General features: G+C 44.0%; 27 protein-coding genes. All 27 read right to left on the minus strand.

What is annotated here, in order from left to right; genetic code table 11:
* Positions 1–67: 67 nt before the first annotated feature.
* Positions 68–811, minus strand: coding sequence for a F0F1 ATP synthase subunit A (gene atpB, locus LJE72_RS11895; protein ID WP_229247819.1), 744 nt, complete (start codon positions 809–811; stop codon positions 68–70).
* Positions 804–1,175 carry a hypothetical protein gene (locus LJE72_RS11900; RefSeq protein ID WP_229247781.1) on the minus strand — a complete coding sequence of 124 codons (372 nt, stop codon included), beginning with the start codon at positions 1,173–1,175 and terminating at the stop codon, positions 804–806. The genes atpB and LJE72_RS11900 overlap by 8 nt, the downstream gene beginning before the upstream one ends.
* Positions 1,162–1,392 carry an AtpZ/AtpI family protein gene (locus LJE72_RS11905; protein ID WP_073027516.1) on the minus strand — a complete coding sequence of 77 codons (231 nt, stop codon included), beginning with the start codon at positions 1,390–1,392 and terminating at the stop codon, positions 1,162–1,164. Before LJE72_RS11905 ends, LJE72_RS11900 begins: the two co-directional genes overlap by 14 nt.
* Positions 1,393–1,576: 184 nt before the next feature.
* Positions 1,577–2,698 (minus strand): non-hydrolyzing UDP-N-acetylglucosamine 2-epimerase, encoded by a 1,122-nt coding sequence (gene wecB / locus LJE72_RS11910; protein ID WP_312038931.1) that lies wholly within the window; start codon positions 2,696–2,698, stop codon positions 1,577–1,579.
* Between the two features lie 101 nt (positions 2,699–2,799).
* A complete protein-coding gene (locus tag LJE72_RS11915; RefSeq protein ID WP_229247782.1) occupies positions 2,800–3,264 on the minus strand; it encodes a deoxycytidylate deaminase in 465 nt (154 codons plus the stop codon).
* A complete protein-coding gene (gene upp, locus LJE72_RS11920) occupies positions 3,264–3,893 on the minus strand; it encodes a uracil phosphoribosyltransferase (RefSeq protein WP_229247783.1) in 630 nt (209 codons plus the stop codon). Before upp ends, LJE72_RS11915 begins: the two co-directional genes overlap by 1 nt.
* A 20-nt stretch (positions 3,894–3,913) precedes the next feature.
* Positions 3,914–5,170: a serine hydroxymethyltransferase gene (glyA, locus tag LJE72_RS11925; protein ID WP_229247784.1), complete on the minus strand. Its 1,257-nt coding sequence runs from the start codon at positions 5,168–5,170 to the stop codon at positions 3,914–3,916.
* A gap of 90 nt (positions 5,171–5,260) precedes the next feature.
* The gene (locus LJE72_RS11930) at positions 5,261–5,821 is read right to left on the minus strand and encodes a TIGR01440 family protein (protein ID WP_229247785.1); all 561 of its coding nucleotides are present in this window, start codon (positions 5,819–5,821) and stop codon (positions 5,261–5,263) included.
* 50 nt (positions 5,822–5,871) lie between these two features.
* Positions 5,872–6,321 (minus strand): ribose 5-phosphate isomerase B, encoded by a 450-nt coding sequence (rpiB, locus tag LJE72_RS11935; RefSeq protein ID WP_229247786.1) that lies wholly within the window; start codon positions 6,319–6,321, stop codon positions 5,872–5,874.
* Between the two features lie 116 nt (positions 6,322–6,437).
* Positions 6,438–6,905: a low molecular weight protein arginine phosphatase gene (locus LJE72_RS11940; RefSeq protein ID WP_229247787.1), complete on the minus strand. Its 468-nt coding sequence runs from the start codon at positions 6,903–6,905 to the stop codon at positions 6,438–6,440.
* Positions 6,906–6,921: 16 nt separating this feature from the next.
* Positions 6,922–7,506: a manganese efflux pump MntP gene (locus tag LJE72_RS11945; protein ID WP_229247788.1), complete on the minus strand. Its 585-nt coding sequence runs from the start codon at positions 7,504–7,506 to the stop codon at positions 6,922–6,924.
* 63 nt (positions 7,507–7,569) lie between these two features.
* Entirely contained in the window at positions 7,570–8,616 is a 1,047-nt protein-coding gene (locus LJE72_RS11950) for an L-threonylcarbamoyladenylate synthase (RefSeq protein ID WP_229247789.1), read from the minus strand.
* A gap of 6 nt (positions 8,617–8,622) precedes the next feature.
* Positions 8,623–9,468, minus strand: coding sequence for a peptide chain release factor N(5)-glutamine methyltransferase (prmC, locus tag LJE72_RS11955; protein ID WP_229247790.1), 846 nt, complete (start codon positions 9,466–9,468; stop codon positions 8,623–8,625).
* Between the two features lie 133 nt (positions 9,469–9,601).
* Positions 9,602–10,672, minus strand: coding sequence for a peptide chain release factor 1 (prfA, locus tag LJE72_RS11960; protein WP_229247791.1), 1,071 nt, complete (start codon positions 10,670–10,672; stop codon positions 9,602–9,604).
* A gap of 102 nt (positions 10,673–10,774) precedes the next feature.
* The gene (locus tag LJE72_RS11965; RefSeq protein WP_229247792.1) at positions 10,775–10,969 is read right to left on the minus strand and encodes a DUF1385 domain-containing protein; all 195 of its coding nucleotides are present in this window, start codon (positions 10,967–10,969) and stop codon (positions 10,775–10,777) included.
* Between the two features lie 190 nt (positions 10,970–11,159).
* Positions 11,160–11,357, minus strand: coding sequence for a 50S ribosomal protein L31 (gene rpmE / locus LJE72_RS11970; protein WP_073027488.1), 198 nt, complete (start codon positions 11,355–11,357; stop codon positions 11,160–11,162).
* 141 nt (positions 11,358–11,498) lie between these two features.
* Positions 11,499–12,470 (minus strand): class II fructose-bisphosphatase, encoded by a 972-nt coding sequence (gene glpX, locus LJE72_RS11975; protein WP_073027486.1) that lies wholly within the window; start codon positions 12,468–12,470, stop codon positions 11,499–11,501.
* Between the two features lie 237 nt (positions 12,471–12,707).
* Positions 12,708–13,346, minus strand: coding sequence for a fructose-6-phosphate aldolase (gene fsa, locus LJE72_RS11980; protein WP_229247793.1), 639 nt, complete (start codon positions 13,344–13,346; stop codon positions 12,708–12,710).
* 131 nt (positions 13,347–13,477) lie between these two features.
* Positions 13,478–14,332: a class II fructose-1,6-bisphosphate aldolase gene (locus tag LJE72_RS11985; RefSeq protein WP_229247794.1), complete on the minus strand. Its 855-nt coding sequence runs from the start codon at positions 14,330–14,332 to the stop codon at positions 13,478–13,480.
* Positions 14,323–15,009, minus strand: a complete 687-nt coding sequence (locus tag LJE72_RS11990; protein WP_229247795.1) for a hypothetical protein — start codon at positions 15,007–15,009, stop codon at positions 14,323–14,325. The genes LJE72_RS11985 and LJE72_RS11990 overlap by 10 nt, the downstream gene beginning before the upstream one ends.
* A gap of 180 nt (positions 15,010–15,189) precedes the next feature.
* Positions 15,190–15,561 carry a response regulator gene (locus tag LJE72_RS11995; protein ID WP_229247796.1) on the minus strand — a complete coding sequence of 124 codons (372 nt, stop codon included), beginning with the start codon at positions 15,559–15,561 and terminating at the stop codon, positions 15,190–15,192.
* A gap of 18 nt (positions 15,562–15,579) precedes the next feature.
* The gene (alr, locus tag LJE72_RS12000) at positions 15,580–16,767 is read right to left on the minus strand and encodes an alanine racemase (RefSeq protein ID WP_229247797.1); all 1,188 of its coding nucleotides are present in this window, start codon (positions 16,765–16,767) and stop codon (positions 15,580–15,582) included.
* 4 nt (positions 16,768–16,771) lie between these two features.
* A complete protein-coding gene (locus LJE72_RS12005; protein WP_229247798.1) occupies positions 16,772–17,854 on the minus strand; it encodes a lipid II:glycine glycyltransferase FemX in 1,083 nt (360 codons plus the stop codon).
* Between the two features lie 696 nt (positions 17,855–18,550).
* Positions 18,551–20,143, minus strand: coding sequence for a CTP synthase (locus LJE72_RS12010; RefSeq protein ID WP_229247799.1), 1,593 nt, complete (start codon positions 20,141–20,143; stop codon positions 18,551–18,553).
* Between the two features lie 439 nt (positions 20,144–20,582).
* A complete protein-coding gene (gene rpoE / locus LJE72_RS12015; protein WP_229247800.1) occupies positions 20,583–20,990 on the minus strand; it encodes a DNA-directed RNA polymerase subunit delta in 408 nt (135 codons plus the stop codon).
* Positions 20,991–21,082: 92 nt separating this feature from the next.
* Positions 21,083–22,765, minus strand: coding sequence for an arginine--tRNA ligase (argS, locus tag LJE72_RS12020; RefSeq protein ID WP_229247801.1), 1,683 nt, complete (start codon positions 22,763–22,765; stop codon positions 21,083–21,085).
* Positions 22,765–23,199 carry a DUF1934 domain-containing protein gene (locus LJE72_RS12025; RefSeq protein ID WP_229247802.1) on the minus strand — a complete coding sequence of 145 codons (435 nt, stop codon included), beginning with the start codon at positions 23,197–23,199 and terminating at the stop codon, positions 22,765–22,767. Before LJE72_RS12025 ends, argS begins: the two co-directional genes overlap by 1 nt.
* Positions 23,200–23,416 lie beyond the last annotated feature (217 nt).

Consider the following 23,416-nt stretch of genomic DNA (forward strand, 5'->3'; position numbering starts at 1 on the left):
ATAATTTTAAAATATTATTCCCTCAGTGGTGTCGAGCATCACTGAAAACCAACAGAGAACGAAGTGCTTAGTGAGCTTCTGTGGTGACAGCTTGGGATACGTATGCTGTCGTTAAAACCACAAACACGTAAGATTGAATGGCTCCGATGAAAATACTGAAAGCCAGCCAAATGGTTGTCGGTAAAATACCGGGCAGTACCCAGATACCAGGCAACATCAAAATTACCCCTAGTAAAATTTCACCTGCGAAAATGTTTCCGAAAAGACGGAAGGCTAGTGTCATCGGTTTAGAGAGCAAATCAATGGCGTGAATGATCACAAACACTGGATACGGTTCAACAAAATGATGGAAATAATGAGCTCCTTTATGCTTGATACCTAATGCTACAACTAAAATAATGGTTAATAATGCTAATGAAATTGTAGTGTTGATATCAGCCGTTGGAGACATCATGGATGGTCCATGGAAAATTTCGTTTAGTTTAGCAAATTCTACATGGTGAAATAAATTAAACGTGAAGTTTGGGATAAGGCCAAGCATATTGGAAAAGAAAACAAACATGAACAACGTTACCAAATAGCTTAGCAGTGGACGGCCCTTTTCATAGTCCATATTATCATTTATGATGCTGCGGACAAAATCTACGATCCACTCTAACACGTTTTGCATTTTACCAGGTTTCCCACTGGTTAAATTGCGTACTCCAAGTAAGACAAATACCATAACAGCGGCCATCGAAATCCAAGTCATGACTAATGTTTTACCATGAAATGTCATACTCCCCAAATGCCAAAATACTGTTTCATGCACTTCTTTTATCACCCCTTTCTCCATAGTTTTTTTGTATTGCTACAATGATAAAGGATATTATCACCCCTGTAACAATCCCTAACGATAAAGTAAACAGCCAACTTGACCGGAACCGAGCAACAGCGACGACAATCAGAGTAATCATGCCTAGCCTTGCCATAAAGTTCCTGCGCATCCGTTTGATCGCTGATTGAATATCAAGCTCAGAACTTAGTACCGCTTCACGATAAAGCCATAAAGTATAACCAAACCCTGCCCAATATCCCAGCAAACTACCGAAGAAGACCTGCCTACCCGTTAAAGCTACCCCAAGTAATATACAGGCTGTGCCACTCAACAATGCGATAAAGCTACTTCTTATCATCGGATGCTCCCAACTTCATTAAAGTGATTACTAAGTAGCTTCCTCCAAGTACCAGTCCAATTAACATTAAACTGATTGTGAATAATGGTTCTGTTTGCCACCTGACATCGAGGTATCTGCCTAAGAAGAAGCCTCCCCCGACTAAAATAGCCAAGGATGTCGATATATTCGAACCGACTACGAGCGCTTTTTGCCAAGATCTTTGTTCCTCAGCCATATTATTCTTTCCTTATGTATCGAATTTTAAAAAGTGAAACTGAAAGTTCTTAATTAGAATCAGCTATTTCAATCAGCGTCCAATATGCTACATTTTAACAATTCCTGCTATATTTTATATATTAGCATACTTCGAGGGGACTTTGTGCTTTTTTTTACAGCATTGAAGAATTTTATGTCCACTCTTAATTTTCTGCAATTATTTCTACAATTCGTGTAGCTGCGGTTCCGTCTCCATAAGGATTACTGGCCAATGTCATTTTTTGATAAGCCTTTTCATCCCCTAATAAATGCTTTAGTTCTAAAAATACACGTTCGTATTCTGTCCCCACGAGCGAGACAGTCCCCGCTGCTACAGCCTCAGGACGTTCCGTTGTGTCTCGGACTACCAGCACTGGTTTCCCTAAAGACGGGGCCTCCTCCTGAATCCCACCCGAGTCGGTTAAAATCAAATGTGCCCGAGCCATTAGGTTTGCAAAGGGCTCATAGTCCATCGGTTCAATAAGATTGACCCGAGGATGAGACCCAAGGACCTCTGTGACAACTTTTCTAACAATGGGGTTTTTATGAACCGGAAAGATAACGTATGTATCAGGAAAGGTATCTAAAGTATTCCTCAAAGCCTGATAAATTTGACGCATTGGCTCACCTAAATTTTCTCTGCGATGCGTCGTAACAAGAATCATGCGTGATTCTTGTCGTTGTCTCAGGATCTCTTGAATTTCTTTGTCAACAAAGCTGTATTCTGGGTTCACCGTAGCAAGTAAAGCATCTATGACCGTATTGCCCGTGACAAAAATCTTCTCTGGAGGAATTCCTTCTTGTTCGAGATTTCTTTTTGCCGTCTCCGTAGGGGCAAAATGATAATCAGTTAAAACACTCGCCAGTTTTCGATTCATCTCTTCTGGAAATGGGGAATACTTGTTGCCGGTTCGCAATCCAGCCTCGACGTGGCCAACTGGAATTTGCGCATAAAAGGCAGCAAGGGCGGCCACAAACGTTGTCGTCGTGTCCCCATGTACCAAGACTAAGTCAGGAAGTTCACGTTGGAAAACTTCTTTTAGTCCATTTAATGCCCGAGTTGTGATTTCAGTTAACGTTTGCCCCTGCCGCATAAGGTTTAGATCAAAATCCGGGACGATTTTGAATAACTTCAAAACTTGATCTAACATCTCTCGGTGCTGAGCAGTTACGATAACTTGACAGAGAATGGAATCTTTCTGTCGGAGTGCTCGGATCACGGGCGCCATTTTTATAGCCTCCGGGCGTGTTCCAAACACTACCATCACTTTTTTTCGTTTATTCACTCGGATTACTCCCTTCGATAATCAATCGTTAATCCGACCGCTGATTAAATCAACCTAAGGTAAATTCCTTCATTTAAAGTTCAAAGAGCAGCAATACACAGTCATGAAATATCTTCCCCAAATTTAACCAATTCCAATCCTGCTTCTCTAGCCATTTCAACTGCCAGATGATCAGGATAGGAATGAGTGTATATCACTCGCTTAATGCCAGCATTAATCAACAGTTTTGTGCATAATACACAAGGCTGATGAGTGGTATAAAGATCCGCTCCGGCAATAGCGACTCCATGCTTTGCTGCTTGGACCAAAGCGTTTTGTTCCGCATGCACAGCACGGCAGATCTCATGGCGTTCCCCTGAGGGAACGCCTAAGCTCTGCCGTAAACAACCAACTTCATCACAATGTTGGAGTCCGGAAGGACTCCCGTTATATCCGGTACTTAAGATTTGTTTATCCTTAACCATGACAGCCCCAACTTGGCGGCGCAGGCAAGTTGAGCGTCTGGCTACTACTTGTGCCATTTGTATAAAATAGCTGTCCCAACTAGGACGCTTGCCTTGACTCATCATTTCGTGCCAAACAATCGGTCCCCGGCATCCCCGAGACCCGGTACAATATAACCATGGTCGTTTAACCGCTCATCTACCGCTGCAACAAAGATATCCACATCAGCATGTGCGTTTTGCACGGCTTGAATTCCCTCCGGTGCTGCGATCAGGCACATTAATTTAATGTTCTTGGCACCACGTTCTTTTAAAAACGTTATTGCTGCCGCCGCCGAACCACCCGTTGCCAACATCGGATCAATCACAATAAGATCACGTTCCGCAATGTCGGGGGGCAACTTGCAATAGTATTCCACAGGCATGAGCGTTTTAGGGTCTCGATAAAGTCCGACATGTCCCACCTTTGCAGCAGGAATTAGGCGGAGCATTCCATCGACCATTCCTAAACCTGCACGCAGAATTGGAACCAATCCGACTTTTCGACCTGCAATCACCTTGCTTTTTGCTATTGCTACAGGGGTCTTCACTTCAATTTCCTGAAGTGGAAAATCACGAGTTACCTCATAGGCCATTAACATCGAGACTTCTTCGACTAGTTCCCTAAATTCCTTTGAACCTGTTTCCTCATCCCGTATTAGAGACAACTTGTGTTGAATTAAGGGATGATCAAGTACTTGAAGCTTTGGCATCGTTTTGGCTCTCCTAACTCCTAATCTAAATTAGTGTATAAGGGAAATTCAGCGCATAAAGAACTGACTATTTTCCGTGCTTGTGACAGTTTATCAGGTTCATTGTGCGAGGTCAAGGCAAGGTCCATCGCTTCCGCTATCCGCTTCATGGCGTCTGGATTCATGCCCCGCGTTGTGACTGCAGGAGTCCCAAGCCTGATTCCACTGGTGACAAAAGGACTTGCCGTGTCAAAGGGAATCGTATTTTTATTTACTGTAATACCAACTTCGTGCAGGATGCTTTCCGCTTCCTTGCCCGTTAACTGTTTAGTCCTTACATCTACAAGCATTACGTGATTGTCAGTCCCCCCTGAAACAAGGCGGAATCCGCGATCCATAAGTGCCTGAGCCAAAGCCTTAGCATTCTCAACAATATTCGTTTGGTAGATTTTAAATTCAGGTTGAAGAGCTTCTCCAAAGGCAACTGCTTTAGCCGCAATAACATGCATCAAAGGGCCGCCTTGAATACCTGGGAAAATTGCTTTATCAATGGCTTGAGCATTTTCACCTTTACAGAGAATTAAGCCACCGCGCGGTCCTCTCAACGTTTTATGGGTAGTAGAGGTCACAAAATCTGCATAAGGCACCGGAGATGGGTGTAAACCCGCCGCCACAAGTCCCGCAAAGTGGGCCATGTCAACCATTAATAGAGCGCCCGCTTCATCTGCAATTTCGCGCATTTTGACAAAATCTATAATTCTTGGATAAGCACTTGCTCCTGAAACAATCATTTTTGGATGATGTTCAATAGCCAACTGCCGAACCTGATCATAATCAATTCTTTCCGTTTCTGGGTCTACTCCGTAAGGAACTACATTGAAATACACTCCTGAAATATTGACCGGACTCCCATGGGTCAAGTGCCCCCCGTGGGATAAATTCATGCCGAGTATCGTATCTCCAGGTTTCAAAAATGCAAAATATACAGCCATATTGGCTTGAGACCCAGAATGAGGCTGTACATTAGCATGCTCCGCGCCAAAAATCTCCTTAACTCGTTCACGCGCTAAATTTTCGGCCACATCAACAAACTCACACCCGCCATAATATCTCTTACCCGGATATCCTTCAGCATACTTGTTGGTGAGTACAGATCCTTGAGCAGCCATCACTGCTCGGCTAACAAAGTTTTCAGAGGCTATTAGCTCAATGGTATTCTTCTGACGATTTTCTTCTTGCTCGATGGCTTTAGCAACTTCGGGATCCTGGCTTTTTACCCATTGATTAATATAATCCATGTCAGTTCACTCCTGTTCAAAATTCCCTCTAGCTGGGGTCGCGAGATTTTTTGCTAGTATGTAATAGGGGGCATCTCTCGACTGCAGGTATTAAGCGTAGGCGGCTCGCGGGCCGCCAATAAGGCGTGGTCGTGTGCGTGCCAAGGTGAGGTGAGCTTCACCAAGCTCTTTGACATGTATGCGAATAGGTATTGCTACCGGTCTAAGGTGCATGCCAATAAATGTATCTCCAATATCAATCCCCGCATGTCCCTGAATTCTTTCTACCATAACTGGAGAAGAAAACTCTTCCCATGCTTTGACAGTCATAGCGCCTCCCGCGTGAAGCGCCGGAAGAACTGTAACTTCCTCCAATCTGTAATACTCCCGGCAAGCACCTTCTACTACTAAAGCACGGTTGATATGTTCACATCCTTGAACCGCTAAATAGATCCCATGCTGGTGCACCCGTTCTAACAAAGGAGGAAGCAATACCTCTGCGATTTCCAAACTGCTTCCCTGCCCAATTTGATGACCGGCAACTTCACTCGTACTGCACCCTAAGATAAGGATTTGCCGGGAACGGAGTTCAGCCTTTGAGAAGAAGGCATCTAATACCCCACTCCATACCTTAGCCATATCTTGCAGTTTTTCCGCGATGTTTTTGTCCATAAGAAAGGTTCCCTCCTCTCCTTTGTCATTGATTCCATGAAGTTTCGAAGTTAGATGTCTTCCCCTCGTTCAATATCAGAAATCAAACTTACACGGAGAGCATGCCTGCCACCTGAAAATGCCGTCTTTAAGAAAATGTCAACAATGTCAAGGGCAAGTCCTGCTCCAATAACTCGAGCACCCAGGGCTAAAATATTAGCATCATTATGCTCTCTTGCCATTCGAGCAGAAAAAGTCTCAGAGCAAACCGCGGCACGGATTCCAGGAATTTTGTTTGCAGCCATAGAAATCCCCAACCCGGTTCCGCAGACGGCGATTCCTAAATCTGCTTCCCCTTTTGTGATTGCACTCCCTACTGCAAAACCGTACTTTGGATAATCAACAGAATCCTTAGAATGGGTTCCAAAATCGAGAACTTCTATTCCTTGAGTCTCTAAATGCGTACGAATAGCTTCTTTAAGTTCGTATCCACCGTGATCAGCTCCCAGCGCAACTCTCACTCTTAAACCTCCCTCTTTAGTTCATTATTTATTTCTCTAGATAGTTGTAAAAGTCCTGCAAAAACACAAAATATAGCGACGTTTCACGCCGCTAGTGTAGACATTTTTCTTCTATGTTATGCTTTTTTCTCAGTACTTTCATTACCTGTAAGAATTTTCCTTTTTAAATTACTCAGCAATTCTCTGATTTCCTGCGCCGTCTGACGATAAAGTTCTAGTGAACCCATCCACGGATCTAGAACATCTCGTTTTTCATCTCCCCAATCCCCTAAACGCCTGATTTTATGAATACATTGAGGAAAGCGATGCTTTAAGCCTTCTTCTTGCGCTTGAGTCATAGGTATAATCCAATCAGCATCTGCCATAAGTTCATCACTAACTCTTCTTGCACCATACTGAGAAATATCTACATTTTGTTCTTTAAGAATCTTCACCACGTGAGTACTGACCTTGTCTCCATCCCACGCATCGATTCCAGCTGAACTTACTTGAACCAAGTCTCCAAACATCGCCCGGGCCATCCCCTCCGCCAACGGACTGCGACACGTATTTCCTGTACAAACAAACAAAAGTTTCGGCCCCAATAAACTCACCTCATTATTACAAAAGAAGTTTGATTCCAATTAGCAACAGTGCCAGTCCCCCAAATAATTCGGCCTTCTCCCCCAACCGGGTTCCCATTATTCGTCCCAGAACCAAGCCCATTCCTGTCATTAATCCCGCAATCATGCCAATAATCATAACCGTCATAAAAATGTCTGCTCTGATCGTCCCTAGAGAAAATCCTACACTCAGGGCATCTAAACTTACACTTGCTGCCAAGACATAAATACCATACCCTTTCAGTGTACTGTTACCGGTATTGTTCGTCTGAAAAAGAGTCTCCCTAGCCTCACCGAATGGAAAACTTTGCTTAGTAGGCCGGTAGACTTTATAAAGCATTCGCCCGCCCAAACCAATAAGGACCAAAGCTCCTAACAGACTTGCAAATTGCCCGAGGATTGATCCTAGTGCTTGACCAAGTATCATCCCGCTTAGCGGCATGAACACATGAAATAATGCCACTACCAGGGACAATCTTACCATCATACTTTTTCGGATACCTGCTAATCCAATTGCCAAAGCCAAGGAAAATGCATCTGCACCCAAAGCAGTTGCGACAGCGACAACCCATACTAAATTCATTCCCTTTCCCTCCGTTCTCCCTATGTATATGCATTGGAAAGGGTTGATTAGACGAATTAGTGACTATATGTGTTGCGATCGTTTGCCAGCCGCTTTTTCTAAGCGGTTCATAATGGCACTCCCCAGGCCTGCTTCTTCGATCCCTTCGACCAAAATCAAATCCATTCTTCTTTCATCACACAACCGTAACCCTTCAAATATGTTGCTTGCCACTTCTTGTGGTCTATCTTTAGAACCTAAAACAAATAAAAGATCAGGAAACCAGTTATGTAAAAGGGATGCGCTCTCTAAGGTACAAAGTACACCGACCTTTTTTAACCTCGCCTGTCCTCTGAGAATTTCTTGGCCCATGCGTTGTACGACTCTATCTCGCAATCCGCTGACCAGAATCAACTCGCCCTCTGGAGCGTAGTGCCTATATTTCATGCCCGGTGCTTTGGGCGCCTGGTTTTCCGAAGGAGTGTCTGTACGGACTTCACCCAACACCTCTTCTAACTGTTCCTTGGTAATCCCGCCTGGGCGAAGAATGGTGGGAACGCCCCCGCTTACATCGAGCACAGTCGATTCCAAGCCAACTTCACACGCTCCAGCATCAAGAATTAGGGGAATCTTCCCTTTCATATCACGCCAGACGTGACTTCCTCTTGTCGGACTCGGTTTACCTGAAAGATTAGCACTTGGCGCAGCAATCGGAAAACCGGCTTCTTCGATCAAACGAAGGGCAACTGGATGACTGGGCATACGTATTGCAACGTTAACTAGTCCAGCGGTTACAATATCCGGTACTAAGGCCGTTTTGGGCAGAATTAAGGTTAAGGGTCCTGGCCAAAAATGCTGAACACAAAGTTCTGCCTCAGACGTCCAACTTTCAACTAGATTATTTGCCATAACACGATTGCAAACATGAACAATTAATGGATTATCTTGAGGCCTTCCCTTTGCTTCAAAAATCTTAGCACAAGCGCAAGCATCCAGGGCATTTGCCCCTAACCCATAGACGGTTTCCGTTGGAAAGGCAACCAGTTCTCCTGCTTTCAGCCACTCAGCGCCCTCATTAATTAGTTGAGCTTCAGGGTGGAGTCTGTCAATAGTACTTCTTTTTGTCTGCATCAATGTTCACCTCGCTAAGATCACTCGGTCCCGCCCCGCTAAGTCCGGGAAAACTTGTGTTTTAAAACCCTTCAAGTGAAAAAGACTACAGACGGCTTCGGCCTGATCCCAGCCAATCTCCATTAGTACTTTCCCTTGGGGCTTCAATAAGGGACGTATCTCTTCTGCTAAACGACAATAAAAATCCAGACCATCTGAACCCCCTAAAAAGGCCATAGCAGGTTCATGAAAAATCTCAGGAGCGCATTTTTGATAGTCATCTGTTGAAACATAGGGAGGATTTGTAATGATATAGTCCCAACATTCTCCCCGAATAGAATCCACAAAATCCCCCTGACGCCACTGCACTATAGCTCCCAATCGTTCGGCATTTTGTCGGGCTACCTCTAAGGCATCTGAAGAAAGGTCGATTCCAACCACCTCTGCGACAGGATAATAATGCGCAATAGAAATTGCAAGCGCCCCGCTTCCTGTACAAAGATCAGCAACCTTAATCAGTCGATCCTGGCCTTCATCATTTTCCTGCCTTACAAGATCCAGCCATTTCTCAACTAATATTTCGCTGTCTGCGCGGGGGATAAGAACCCTTTCATCAACATAAAAAGAGAGTCCCATGAATTCCTGTCGCTTTAAGATATATTGCAGTGGCACGTTCGAAGCACGACGCTGGATAAACACCCTGAATTGTTCATTCTCTTGCTCAGACAAATTACGATCCCAATCAAGGTAAAGACGATCTCGCGTTACCTTTAGCACTTCGGCTAATAACAAGTCTGCGTCAAAGCGAGCATTTTCAATCTCTTTTTTCAAGAGTTCAGTCTCGCCCCAACGCATTCCATCAACTATCTTCAACCCACAAAGCCCCTTCTCGACGTTCGAGATTCGCAGTTCGTGGTTCGAATCTCTACTTTACACATATAACGCCCGAAAAATAAGTTCTCCAAAACCTTAAATAACACTACATATTATTTAAGCCCAGGTTCCTTTATTGAATCTCTGCTTTTAACCTTTCCGCTTGGTCTGATGAGTTCAGAGCTTGAATGATCTCCTCCAAATCTCCCGTCAGGATCGTCTCTAGGCGATGCAGGGTCAAGTTAATCCGATGGTCCGTCACTCGTCCCTGCGGGAAATTAAACGTTCGAATTCGCTCACTCCGATCCCCTGTACCTACCTGACTTCGACGTTCAGACGCCTGTTCTCCACTCGCTTCTTCTTGAGCTTTCTCTAAAATTCGAGCACGCAAGACTCGCAAAGCCTTTTCTTTGTTCTTCAGCTGGGATTTTTCATCCTGGCAAGACGCAATAATTCCAGTAGGGAGATGCGTAACACGTACCGCCGATTGAGTAGTATTTACACACTGCCCGCCCGGTCCACTCGAACAATAGACATCAATACGTAAATCATTCGGATTAATAGAGACTTCCACTTCTTCTGCTTCGGGAAGGACCGCTACTGTAGCTGTAGACGTATGAATCCTGCCTGCCGATTCTGTAGCCGGTATCCTTTGAACGCGATGTACGCCACTTTCAAACTTTAATTTACTGTAGGCTCCATGTCCTTCAATAAGGAAAATGATCTCCTTATATCCCCCTGCATCAGAGTAACTAACACTAAGAACCTCTACTTTCCAGCCCTGCCCTTCCGCATAGCGGGTATACATCCGATGAAGATCGCCTGCAAATAAGGCAGCTTCATCCCCGCCGGCTCCTGCTCGAATCTCCATAATAACGTTTTTCTCATCCAAAGGATCTTTGGGCAAGAGAAGAATTCGAATTTGCTCTTCAAGTTCCTGAGATTGGCTTAAGAGTTTTTCTCGTTCCTGCTCAGCCATCTCCTGCATATCAGAGTCCAGTTTTTCTCGAAGCAACGTTTCGGTCTCCTCTAGTTCACGAATCACTTCTTGATATTCCCTAAACGTTGTAACAAGATTCGTCATCCCCGCCTGGGCCTTAGCATATTTTTGCCATTCGCTCTGATTGGAAATTATTTCCGGATCGCTGAGAAGTTCTGTGAATTCGTCATATTTCCGTTCAATTTCATAAAGTTTTTCTAACATTTTTTACACCTCAAAAAATTACGTACGTTTCTTGACCTGAATCAAATCCGCCCTTTAAGGCCGCCGGGCTACTTCTAATTGAAACAATAAGCCACGTAACCGCTACCACAAAGGATACAACCCGACAAAAGCAAATATAAAAATTCTCACAACAACGACAACAGGGAGAAAACACGTCCCATACCGCGGATCGCAGATGCAACCTAGGGAATGGACGCGCGCATTATCTACAGTAAGATCTTGCCCTGCTTCATAGGTGAATATTGCTTTATAATCTGCACCATGGTATTTCTTCATTTCCCAGTGAACGATTGACGGAAAAGGGTTGGTCTGCTCATCCTACCTCCTCCTCTATTATATCGAGGCGAGATGCGCGAGGTTCAATGTTTAAGATTAATGATAAAAATATCCTGCCTCACTTCGAACATTACGCAAAAAGCAGAGCTTGCGCTCTGCTTTTCCACCAGCAACGACCGCAGGCCGTTGTTTACATCCCATATTTCTTTTTAAACCGATCAACCCGTCCGCCAGCATCGACAAACCGCTGTACCCCGGTATAGAAGGGATGGCATTTTGAACAAATTTCCACTTTAATGTTCATTCTTGTGCTCCCTGTTGGGATAACTTCTCCACAAGCACATGTAACAGTGGTTTGTTCATATTTTGGGTGAATTTTTTCTTTCATGTCTTCACCTTCTTTCCCATTTGGATCGAGGCGCTCTTTTGTCGCACCTTAAAATACAATTCCAGTCAACTCTTACTATTCTAGCATAAAGATCATTAAGCGGTCAAGGATCGCGTTCCTAATTTTAACGTCCCTCTATAATTAACAACCTTTCATGGCATAGCGAGGTTTTTTATCGAAGCTGTGACGTGCTTCAATGAATCTAACCGTCCCGGTCTTTCCTCGAGCCACCACAGTATGTGTTAATGCCCCTTTAGCTGTAAAGGTAACCCCTCGCACCAAGGGACCTTCGGTAATTCCAGTGGCAGCAAAAAAAACATCATCCCCGCTTACTAAGTCATCCATTGTCAACAACTTACTGACATCATCAATTCCTAAGGCTTTCGCTCTGGCTACATCTTCCTCATTTTCCGGCCAAAGACGCCCTTGCATTTCTCCTCCAATACATCGAAGGGCTGCGGCCGCGAGAACCCCTTCAGGCGCTCCGCCTATTCCCATCATCATATCCACGCCAGTGTCTTCAAAGGCACAGGCCACAGCTGGGGAAACATCTCCGTCAGTAATAAGACGAATCCTTGCCCCACAAGCGCGCACATCCTGAATCAGCTTTTGATGTCTTGGGCGATCTAGAATCACGACCGTTATATCCTCCATGCTTTTCCCTAACGCTTTTGCTACATTTGAGACGTTCTCGGCTACTGTAGCATCTAAGTTAATCCGCCCAACAGCTGCCGGACCTACGGCAATTTTATCCATATACATATCCGGAGCATGCAGGAGGCATCCCTTCTTAGCTATTGCAACAACAGCTATCGCCCCAGCCATTCCTTTGGCAACAATATTTGTTCCTTCAAGAGGATCGACAGCAACGTCCAATTGGGGTTTGTCACCGTTTCCCACTCGTTCTCCAATGTATAGCATTGGAGCCTCATCCATCTCCCCTTCGCCGATTACCACTGTACCATCCATGTGAATAGTATCAAAAACGGCCCGCATAGCTTCAACCGCCGCATTATCCGCTGCATCCTTATTCCCTAGCCCAACCCAACGCGCCGAAGCTAAGGCCGCAGCCTCAGTCACTCTAGCAAATTCCATTGTAAGTTCTCTCTCCAATTTCAATTCCCCCTTAAATGCTTAACCTCTGCTTATAAAACTATAATTATAATAATTATATAGCACATTTTAAATCTATCACCTTATTGTGACATGCTTTTAGAGGTTTTTCAACAACGATTAATATATAAAATCCTATTAAACGCATAAAAGTTGGCATCAACTTATCTGTGTGCAGACAGGCCAATGCCAATTTATATTAAGGAAAGGGCATAAATGGCCCTAATATTCCTATTTCTATCGCTTTTTCCAATCCGCCAAGAATTTTTCAATCCCCGCATCTGTCAAGGGATGACGGAATAGCTGTCTCAAGACTCCAAAAGGAACTGTTGCAAAATCCGCTCCTATTTTAGCTGATTCAGTTACATGAACGGGATTTCGAATGCTGGCAGCAATAGTTTTGGTTGTAATTCCATGAGCCTGATAAATCTCGCAGATATTTGCTAATAAATCCAATCCATTTTCACCAATGTCATCTAGCCTACCAAGAAAAGGGCTTACATATGCGGCACCTGCCCGGGCTGCCAGTAACGCTTGGTTTGCCGTAAACACGAGTGTAACATTTGTTTTAATTCCCTTGCTGCTTAATACCTTTACGGTTTTAAGCCCCTCTTCAGTCATTGGAATCTTCACTACAATGTTTGGATGAATAGCAGCCAAGACATTTGCTTCCTGCAACATCCCTTCATGATCAAGAGCTATTACTTCTGCACTGATAGGGCCGTCAACGATCCCAACCACCGTATTAAGAAGTTCATGAAAGTCTTTTCCTTCTTTAGCGACTAAACTGGGGTTTGTCGTCAGTCCTCCTATAACTCCCATATTCCAGGCTTGCTTAATTTCTTCAATATTTGCAGAGTCTAAAAAAAACTGCATTCAGCTACCTTCTTTCTAAAAAGTGTATCCCTATTGGCTAACCGCCACTAACACTCTCACATCTTAAAAGGAAAAATCAGCGTCCAGAGACACTCGGTCACGCCTGATAACTTCAACTGAGCATGTTTCCTTTATGCCTTACCGGTGCTCCCAAAAATCCGGATTTTTTCGCGGATTATTGCAGTTGCGGCTTCGCGAGCCGGACCCAACATTTTTCGCGGGTCAATTTCTTTAGAATCTGCTTCAAGTACATGTCGAGCAGCCAAGACAAAGGCTTCACGAATATTAGTATCAATGTTAACTTTACAGATACCTCGTGAAATCGCCTCTCGAAGCGCTTCCTCAGGTACCCCTGATGAACCATGTAAGACTAGCGGAGTAGAAACTCGTTCCCGAATTTTTGTCAGCCGTTCAAAATCAAGTTTCGGAACCCCTTTGTATTGACCGTGAGCTGTTCCGATTGCAATTGCCAAGGCATCCACTTGCGTTGCTTGAATAAAATACTCCGCTTCTGCCGGTTCTGTAAACAACGCCTCTCGCTCGCTGACCGTAATATCATCTTCGGTCCCACCGATTTTACCCAATTCTGCTTCTACCGAAATACCTAAAGGCCGAACAGCTTCAATCACTTTGTTGGTTAATGCAATATTATCTTCAAGAAGATGCTTAGACCCATCAATCATGACAGAAGAAAAACCATTACGTGCACACTGCATTACCTGTGCAAAACTTGTCCCATGGTCTAAGTGCAAGGCAATTGGTACGTTTGCCTTTTCGGCAGCTAATTTAGTTAAGGTTGTAATGTACTCAATTCCCGCGTATTTTATTGCACCTTGACTTGCCTGGATGATTACTGGTGCATTTTCAGCCTCAGCTGCAGCCACTATCGCCTGCACAATCTCCATATTATTACAGTTAAAAGCACCTACTGCATAATGCCCTTTTTGTGCTCGATTTAATAACTCGACCATCGATACTAACGCCATTTCTTCTCCTCCTCTATTGTACGTGAAACATGTTGGCCACGTAACGGACTATTGATAAGCCAAGTCTTATTCTCTTCTAAATAAACAGATTTTATTCCTTCAATTTGACGAATATTATCTGAACTGTCCGCGTAAATAACCCCCACTGCTTCACAGCATTCACAATAAAGCTCTACACGATCCGGCAATAATTCAAACGTTAACTTATGATTTCCACAAGCACACCCTAAATCCCCTTGCCTAGCCAGACGATGAAGATAATCCAAAACCCAAAGCATTACTTCAGGATTCTCGAACTCTTCCTCATACCCTAACTCTAAGGCTAATTCCCCAATGGATTTTTCACGCTCACGACAGGCCTGGGTGACTTTTTGCTTAGGTCCGATATACCCAACTGAAGCCCCTACATCAGGGCAAGCGAGCGGTAACGCTTCTTTCCCCCAAATTGCATGGTTGTTCAATCTCAAATAATGGGTCTCCCCACAGTAAGCACAAGCGTAAGCGATGTTGAACTGTCGTCGGTTCCTGCTGGTTAGCGACATCAGTTGACAGCCACAACCACAATGCAGATTCTTGCGTCCTTGACTAGAAAATGCAAAGAGAGAGAGGGCATAGAATTCTAGCTCCCCACATTGGGAGCATTGTATAGCAATAGTCGTATTTGTCGTTAGAATCATAATTCCCACCTCTTCCTACAGCTTATACTTCGTCATGGAAGAAGATTTTCCTGCCTTCCGTTAAAGAAAACTAAGGTAGCCCCAAAACCACAACGAAGGCCAAGGACGCCGAAGTCCTGGGCATTCGCCACGAGATACGTACTGTAGAAAATGTCAGTTGGCGGGAACCACTACTTAAGACTATACCTCAGCTAATATATTTCTTACGCGTTCTCTCAATTCAAATAAATCAAAAGGCTTACCCAAGTAATGAAGAATTCCAAGCTCCTTAGCTTGCTCCATATTTTGAGCATCACCATAGGCAGTCATCATAATCACGCCAACTTGACGGTCTAAAGCACGAATTTGGCTTAAAGTTTCAATACCGTTCATTCCCGGCATCTTCATGTCCATCAATATAAGATTAGGCTTGAATGTTTTAAGCATCTCAACGGCTTCTTCTCCGTCTGCAGCCATTTCAACCTCATGTTGATCCCCTCGGAAGGTCTCAAAGAGTAGGCGACGCACACCAAGTTGGTCATCTACTATAAGAATCTTAGCCACTCCCCACATCCCTTTCCTTTATCTAATCTAAAATGAATATTCTGTATACGTTGATGAAACTCCTTCTTCCATAATTCGTTCTGACAAAATTCGTCCATCTTGTTTATATTTCCTATGTATCCTGGGATTCGCTACTGTCCTGCGCAACGGAATCCTAACCTCATCTCCTAACGCGCAGTCCTGCATACCCACATCAATTACTGTAAGCTGCATACCAATCTTTCCGGCAACACGGACAGTCCGCCCCTTTAATTCTACTCGCTCTTGGCTAAGAAAAACACCTATCAAAGCCGCAAAATTTTTAATAATTATCTTAAGGAAATCGATCCATCCTTGTGGAACAAAGTGGGGAGCTAAACCTAATCCATCTGCATACCCTGCTGGGATCACGGCGAGCTGGGTAACGGACTTCGTACGATAGATGCTTTGATACCCGACATACGTTCCTTTTGGTACTTGGCGCAGATGAACAATCCGACTTTTAGCAACCCAAGGGTCTCTTAATACTATTTTCCCGCTAAAACCCTGTCCGGGATAATGCCCAATCAATAGTGTCCCGATACGGACAAAGTCAAGATGCCATTCAGGATAATCCAGAAAAGCAGCACTATTGCAGACGTGTTTCCAAACTGGATGAATCCCCAATTCCTCAAGACGAGCTGTGAGGAGCGTAAACTGTTCATATTGCTCTAATGTATAGCGTTTGTCCCTTTGGGCTGCTCGAGCAAAATGAGTATATACCCCAACAACCTTAAGCTGAGGAGCACTCGCCAAGTTCCTAGAGAGCTCATCCAGCTCAGATAGCCAAAATCCCGTTCTCCCCATGCCTGTCTCCAATTTGAGCTGGACTGATACATGCTGGTTCAAGTCTTCACAAACTTCATTCAACTTGGCAATTGAGGACAATTCGGTAAGCGTCAGTTGCAATCGAGCTCCAACAGCCTCCGTCCATTCCTCCTGTGTGGTTGGACCTAACACTAAAATTAGTCCCTTTATCCCATGCTTACGCAACATTAAGCCCTCTTCAACCTTGGTAACCGCAAACGCTTCACATCCAACTCGCTCCAAGGCAAGAGCTACTTGAACCGCGCCCAAACCATAGGCATCCGCTTTTACAACTGCCATACATTTCGATTCGGGATGGAGGTGCGTAATTATTTCTTGATAATTGCTTACTATGGCATCCAAGTCCACTTCTATCCAGGTTCCAGCCATGGCGTTATCTCCTCCGCACTCGCCGTAACTTTGATATTAATCCCTTTATAACATCAGAATACAGCGGTTCTAAATGATTCCAGAGAAAATAGGTAACTGGGCGATACACTAGATCCCATTCTCCAATAAACTCAGTGTACTCCCCGTTAAACCCCTTCTTAAAGCGATAAAGTCCATAAAGCGGATTATCTTCCGTCAAGTGTCCAGGGACCCCTCGGAAATCATAAAGCGTACACCCCAACGACTTTGCCCAGCGAATCATCTCCCACTGAATTAAGTAGTTAGGCATAACATTTCGATGAGCATTAGACGAAGCTCCATATATATACCAGGCTTTATTTCCAATAACAAATGCCAAAGTACCAGATATGATATTCCCTTCATATTCAGCAATAAACAATTCTCCTAAGCCTACTGGCACTAAAGAATCATAAAGGTCTTCAAAATAGGAATAAGCCCGCACTAAGAAGCGGTCCCGTTCGGTAGTTTCTTTAAGAACACGATAAAAGTCCGGTAAATCATCGCGCGTCCCTTTTCGAATATGTACCCCTTTCTTCTGGGCCAGACGAATATTGTACCGTGTTTTTTGTTGCATATTACTGAGAAGAGTTTCCTCATCCGGTGAAATATCCAGACGAAACACATACTTAGGCTGAACCCCTTCAAAACCCTTGCCACTCTCAGCAGATCTAAATCCTCTGGAAAGCAAATACTGTTCCAATTCCTTTTCAGAAGACGGCAAATCAGGATCAACCTTGAGGAAAATCGCGCCACGCGATTTTGCTAACTTACGAATCTCAGCCAAAACCAAATCAAACAACTCGACGTTCTTCCAGTCAACCACCGGTCCACGAGAAGCATAAAAGATAGGGATTCCTACAACGGGAATCTTCCGCTCAAGAATAGAGACCGCCGCCACAATTTCACTGCCCTCTTCAACAACCAGTCTCCAGGGCACCCATCCCGTCCTGCTCTTAATCTCTCCCCACTCCCAAGACTGGAGTACATGCCCCTTCGAATGTTTAGCTAAAAACTCATTAAAGCGTGTATGTTCATTTTTATCGATCCACCTAGCAACATAGGTCATCGGTTCAGTCCCCTTCCTCTCACCATTCTTTCCATGGTTTTACTCCTCTAATCAGTAACTCAATATTATCAATAGCTTGGCCGTCACCAAACCACTGGCGAAGGCAGCAGCCTTAGTTGACTTATTCGCTTGCCATGACTTGCACAAGACGTTCGAGGTTAATAGCACTGCCATAAATGGCAAGAAGGGACCTTCTAGAAAGTAATAACGATAAATTATACTTTATTGGCTTAGTACACAGGAAGAGTTCGTGCCAGACCCTTAATCTAGGGTTTAGCAGAACTCTCCTAAGTCAAATTATGATTTCAATATATGCACATCGAACTTTCAATACTGCCATTGTTCATTGCCCCATTCTAATTCCCACGTAAGCATAAAAAATCAACCTTCCGTTAAAGCAACCCCCAATGCTGGGCAGTGTACAAGTCCCCTGCCGTTATTGAGCCACGAGCCCCTTCTCGCCGTCCGCGGCTACAGGGGCACTAGACCCATCCATGGTCGTCAGACGACGTCACAGGACGTGCCTTGTGCAGGGTACGCCATGGACGGCCTTGCGCACTCTGCCGACTCATCTGGCACGATAGTCTCCAGTGGAGATTATCGCCGAAGGATGAACCCCGCCCCCCAAAGCCAAGAGCTTTAACGGTTAGTTTGCTCTGCGTCTTAGGCACTGAGCGCTGTGTCCCACAAGTCCTCTTACTTCAAAGTCGCCCTAATAAACTCCCTAAATAGAGGATGGGCCCTGTTTGGTCGAGACTTAAACTCAGGATGGAACTGGGAAGCTACAAACCAAGGATGATCTAAGTACTCAGAAATCTCAACCAAACGACCATCCAGGGAGGTTCCGGAGAACCTTAAACCTACCTTCTCTAACTCCGCTCGGAACTGGTTATTAACCTCATAACGATGACGATGGCGTTCATATACTACTTGATCTTGATAAGCCTGATATGCTTTACTGCCCTCCACCAACTTTGCTGGAGAAATACCTAAGCGCATAGTTCCGCCTTTGTCTTCGATGTCTTTTTGCTCGGGGAGAATGTCAATAACTGGGTAGGGTGTATCTGCATCAAATTCTGTACTGTTAGCTCGTTCCATGCCGCAAAGATTACGAGCAATTTCTATAATAGCAGTTTGCATACCTAAGCAAATCCCCAGAAAAGGGATTTTTTGCTCTCTCGCATATCGAATCGCTTCGATTTTCCCTTCAATCCCGCGGTTTCCAAAACCTCCTGGGACAAGGATTCCATCGACACCATCTAAATACTTCTCAGCGGATTCTTCCTCGATGTTTTCTGAATCAATCCAACGCACCTTTATTTTAGCTCCATGCTCAGTCCCTGCAGACCTCAGGGCTTCTGCCACACTTAGATAGGCATCGGGAAGTGCAACATATTTGCCCACAATGGCAATCTCTATTTCACGTGTCGGGGATTTGATTTTATCCACCATGTTTTTCCATTCGGTCATATCAGCTGGAGGAGCTTCCATTCCGGCACAACGCAGAACAATATCGTCAAAACCTTCTGCTTGGAGCATAAGAGGAACTTCATAAATCGTCGACGCATCCAAGCACTGAACAACAGCTTCTAAATCTACGTCACATAACAAAGCTAACTTTTCCTTCATCTCTTTGGCAAGGGCTTTTTCTGTTCGACAAACAATAATCGACGGTTGAATGCCAATTCCTCGTAACTCTTTAACAGAGTGCTGAGTTGGCTTTGTTTTCAACTCGCCAGACATAGCTAAATAAGGGACTAAAGTAACATGAATGTAGATAACATTCTCTCGCCCGATATCGTTTTTCATTTGCCGAATTGCTTCTAGGAAAGGCAAAGATTCAATATCCCCAACGGTCCCGCCAATTTCTGTGATCACGAAGTCAGGATGGCTCTCCCTAGCAACCCGATAGACCCGTTCTTTGATTTCATTAGTAATATGTGGAATAACTTGAACCGTCCCGCCCAAATAATCCCCCTTACGTTCCTTTCGGATAACCGACCAATAAACCTTCCCTGTTGTAACATTACTGTTTTTTGAAACCGGCACATCAATAAAGCGCTCATAGTGGCCTAAATCCAAATCTGTCTCTGCCCCGTCATCCGTAACAAACACTTCACCGTGTTGATATGGGCTCATTGTCCCAGGATCAATATTAATATAGGGATCAAACTTTTGTATTGCAACTTTAAACCCCCTATTTTTCAGGAGACAACCAAGGGACGCGGCCGCGATTCCTTTGCCAAGGGAAGACACTACTCCGCCTGTTACGAAAATAAATTTTGTCATGCGCTTTACCATTTCCTTTCAGACCTTTAAATGTAAACAAGTTCCTCTATTTCTCAAGCAGAAGATATATTCCTTACCAGACTATCTTCTGCAACAAAACACATAAATAAAGCTAGTCCGAGAGCCGCACTAGCTTTATTTTTTCGGTCAGAAAAGACTATGCTTTGTGTAAGGGTGCAACCAAGACAAACGACTTCAACACGTGAGCTAAGTTTTCTTTTATCTTCCTGTTCTATTTTAGCTAGACTTATAAAGGATGTCAAGATAAAGGACATCTGACACCAAAAAAGTGGTTCCCTGAATTACCTATCGCTTAAAAACAAGACCCCCTCTCATAAATGATGAAGGGGTCTTGATCATCGACTGAGCTTCATTAAATTCGCCGCAAATGTGCTAAACATTTAGCATCCGAGTGAACTTTCTTTTCTGCGATTGTGAACTACCACTTTTCTCCGCGTTGCCCTTCATCGGTTTCATCAAATACGTCTTCGCTTTCCGAACTGTCTTCATCTAAGGGATCTTCCTCTAATTCTTCTGTATCTAACTTGTCATCTTCATCCAAAGACGCTCTGTTCATCAAAGCGACCGCAGGCGAACGACGAGGCATTTTCGCAGGTTCCCAAACCTTAAGACCCCATTCACCTCGCCCAATAAATGTGAATCTGGTATCCAGATTAATCTGAGTGAGTGCCGCTGCAATCCGTATAGCCTCCTGAGAAATCCCTAAACGTCGAAGTACTTCTTCGATTAAGTTTTGATAATGCATGGGATTACCCTGAGCTTTTAAAACCTCATAAGCTATATCTGCTTCCGTCGGCTTATCTTTTTTACTTAAAGAGTGGGTCAAAAAACTCCACCGCCCTTCGTCGTTTTGAATATCACTATATTCGGCCCACCCCTAAATATTTCCTGCTTATCGAAACTTTAAACATAATAAATTTACATTCTTTCTGGGGCTGATACGCCTAATATAGCCAATACGTTTCCAACAATTTGTTTTACGGCTCGAACTAAGTTCAATCGAGCCCTTCGCAAACCATCATCTTCAACTAGTACGCGCTGACTGTTATAGAAGGTATGAAAGAGCCCCGCTAAATCAAGCACATAACGAGCTAAGCGATGAGGTTCCATAAGTCGTGCGGCGACAATGATCTCGCTCGGCAAATCTGCCATCTTCTTGAGCAAATCCCGCTCCTCAGTACTGTCAAGTCTTAACAAGTCATCTTCAGTGGGTGGAGTGCCCAGATCACCCAGTTCCTCGGATTGCCGTAATATACTGCATAAACGAGCATGCGCATACTGTACATAGTAAACCGGATTATCAGATGACTGTGCTCGGGCTAAATCCATATCAAATTCCACTGTGGAATCCGGATCCCGCAGATTAAAGAAGAAACGCGCGGCATCTTTTCCCACTTCATCCATCAATTCACGCAAAGTAATATATTGACCTGACCGTTTAGACATTTTTACTACTTCACCGTTTTGTATAAGACGCACGAGTTGCATTAAAATAATTTGAAGATTATCCGCCTCATATCCTAAGGCCGACATCGCGCCCTTCATTCGAGCGACGTGACCATGATGGTCAGCTCCCCAAATATTGATAACTTTATTAAATCCACGGTCAAACTTGTTGCGATGATAGGCAATATCAGCCGCAAAATAGGTGGGGGATCCATTACTCCTGATTACTACCTCGTCTTTTTCATCCCCAAATTGAGTAGACCTGAGCCAATGGGCACCCTCTTTTTCGTAGATGTACCCTTTTTTTTCGAGTTCTTCCATTGTAGAACGAACAGCTCCAGAATCGTGCAAAGATTGTTCGTTAAACCAAACATCATATTCGACACCAAAATCCTCCAGTGTTTCTCGAATATTACGCATTTTTTCATCTAAGGCATACCGCACCAAAAATTCTCGCCTTAACCCTTGTTCAACTGATAGATACTTATCCCCAACTTTGGCAATTAAACCTTTTACAGTATCAACCAAGTCCTCTCCATGATATCCGCCTTCTGGAAAAGGGACATCTTGACCAAGTAGTTGCAAATACCTAGATTCCAGCGACAATCCAAAATTATGTATTTGATTCCCGGCATCATTAATATAGAACTCACGAGTAACTTCATAACCCGCCTTTGATAATAACGAAGCCAAACTGTCTCCTAATGCCGCACCTCGGGCATTACCCATATGAAGCAACCCTGTGGGATTGGCACTCACAAACTCAACTTGGATCTTTTGACCCTTTCCGATATCTACTTGACCGTAATTATCACCAGCTTTTAACACCTCGCCAATAACGCCTGTAAGCCACACGGGGTTTAAGCGAAAGTTAATAAAACCAGCCCCGGCAATTTCTGAGGATTCGATCCATGTTCCGCTCGTTTCTAAGTGTTTTATGAGTGCAACAGCTATATCACGGGGTGAGCGTTTCGCTTGTTTGGCTAAGACCATTGCCAGATTGGTTGCCAAATCTCCGCGTTGCCTTTCCCTCGGTTCTTCTAAAACAAAACTTGGCAATTCCTCAAAATTCAACTCTCCTGCCAATTTCGCCTTATTTGCGGCTTCTAGCAACTGGCTTGTAATCTTTGTCTTTATATTCTCGTAGAGACTCATCAGGGGATATCCTCCTTTACGTTCACCAACAGACCATTGTGACTCACCAATTTATCATCGACAAAAAGGTCATATTCTAGACTAATACGTCCCCCTTGGACTGTCAAGTCATACTCTACTTTGTTAGGCATAACACTTAGCCATATTTTACCGTAACAAGTGGTGTAAATACTGTTGTTAAGTACACCCTTTCTAAATTCCTGCGTAAGATCGATCGCGCCTTTTCGATTTATCACCACTGACTCTTCTTTAATCGTTATAAATGTTGTCACTTCACCAAGATCCTCAGCACCACTTCCAGCTTCCTTATATACTACATAGAAAACCCCGTTTCGTTCATAAAACTTCCCAACAGTGAGCAATTCCTGTTGATCCTCATGCCCCTCCGGATACTTCTGGTTACCGTTAATTTGGATAGTTGCATTTATTTGCAATAGAATTGCTCCTTTCTGATGGAAGTGGGGAGCTATTAGGATAACCAATTTTGCAGCCACTTAACCTGAAATCCAATAATCTGCAAGATACTAATGAATTATAACCTATAAGTGCATAAGTGCCTATTCTCGTTAACTTATAAAAATCCTTTTTCCTTATTTAGAAAATTAATTCCATCATATTCAAGAGCGAGAGGGAAGTTTCCCTCTCGCTTAT

It is taken from the genome of Desulfosporosinus shakirovi, assembly GCF_020595055.1.
GTDB lineage: Bacteria > Bacillota > Desulfitobacteriia > Desulfitobacteriales > Desulfitobacteriaceae > Desulfosporosinus > Desulfosporosinus shakirovi.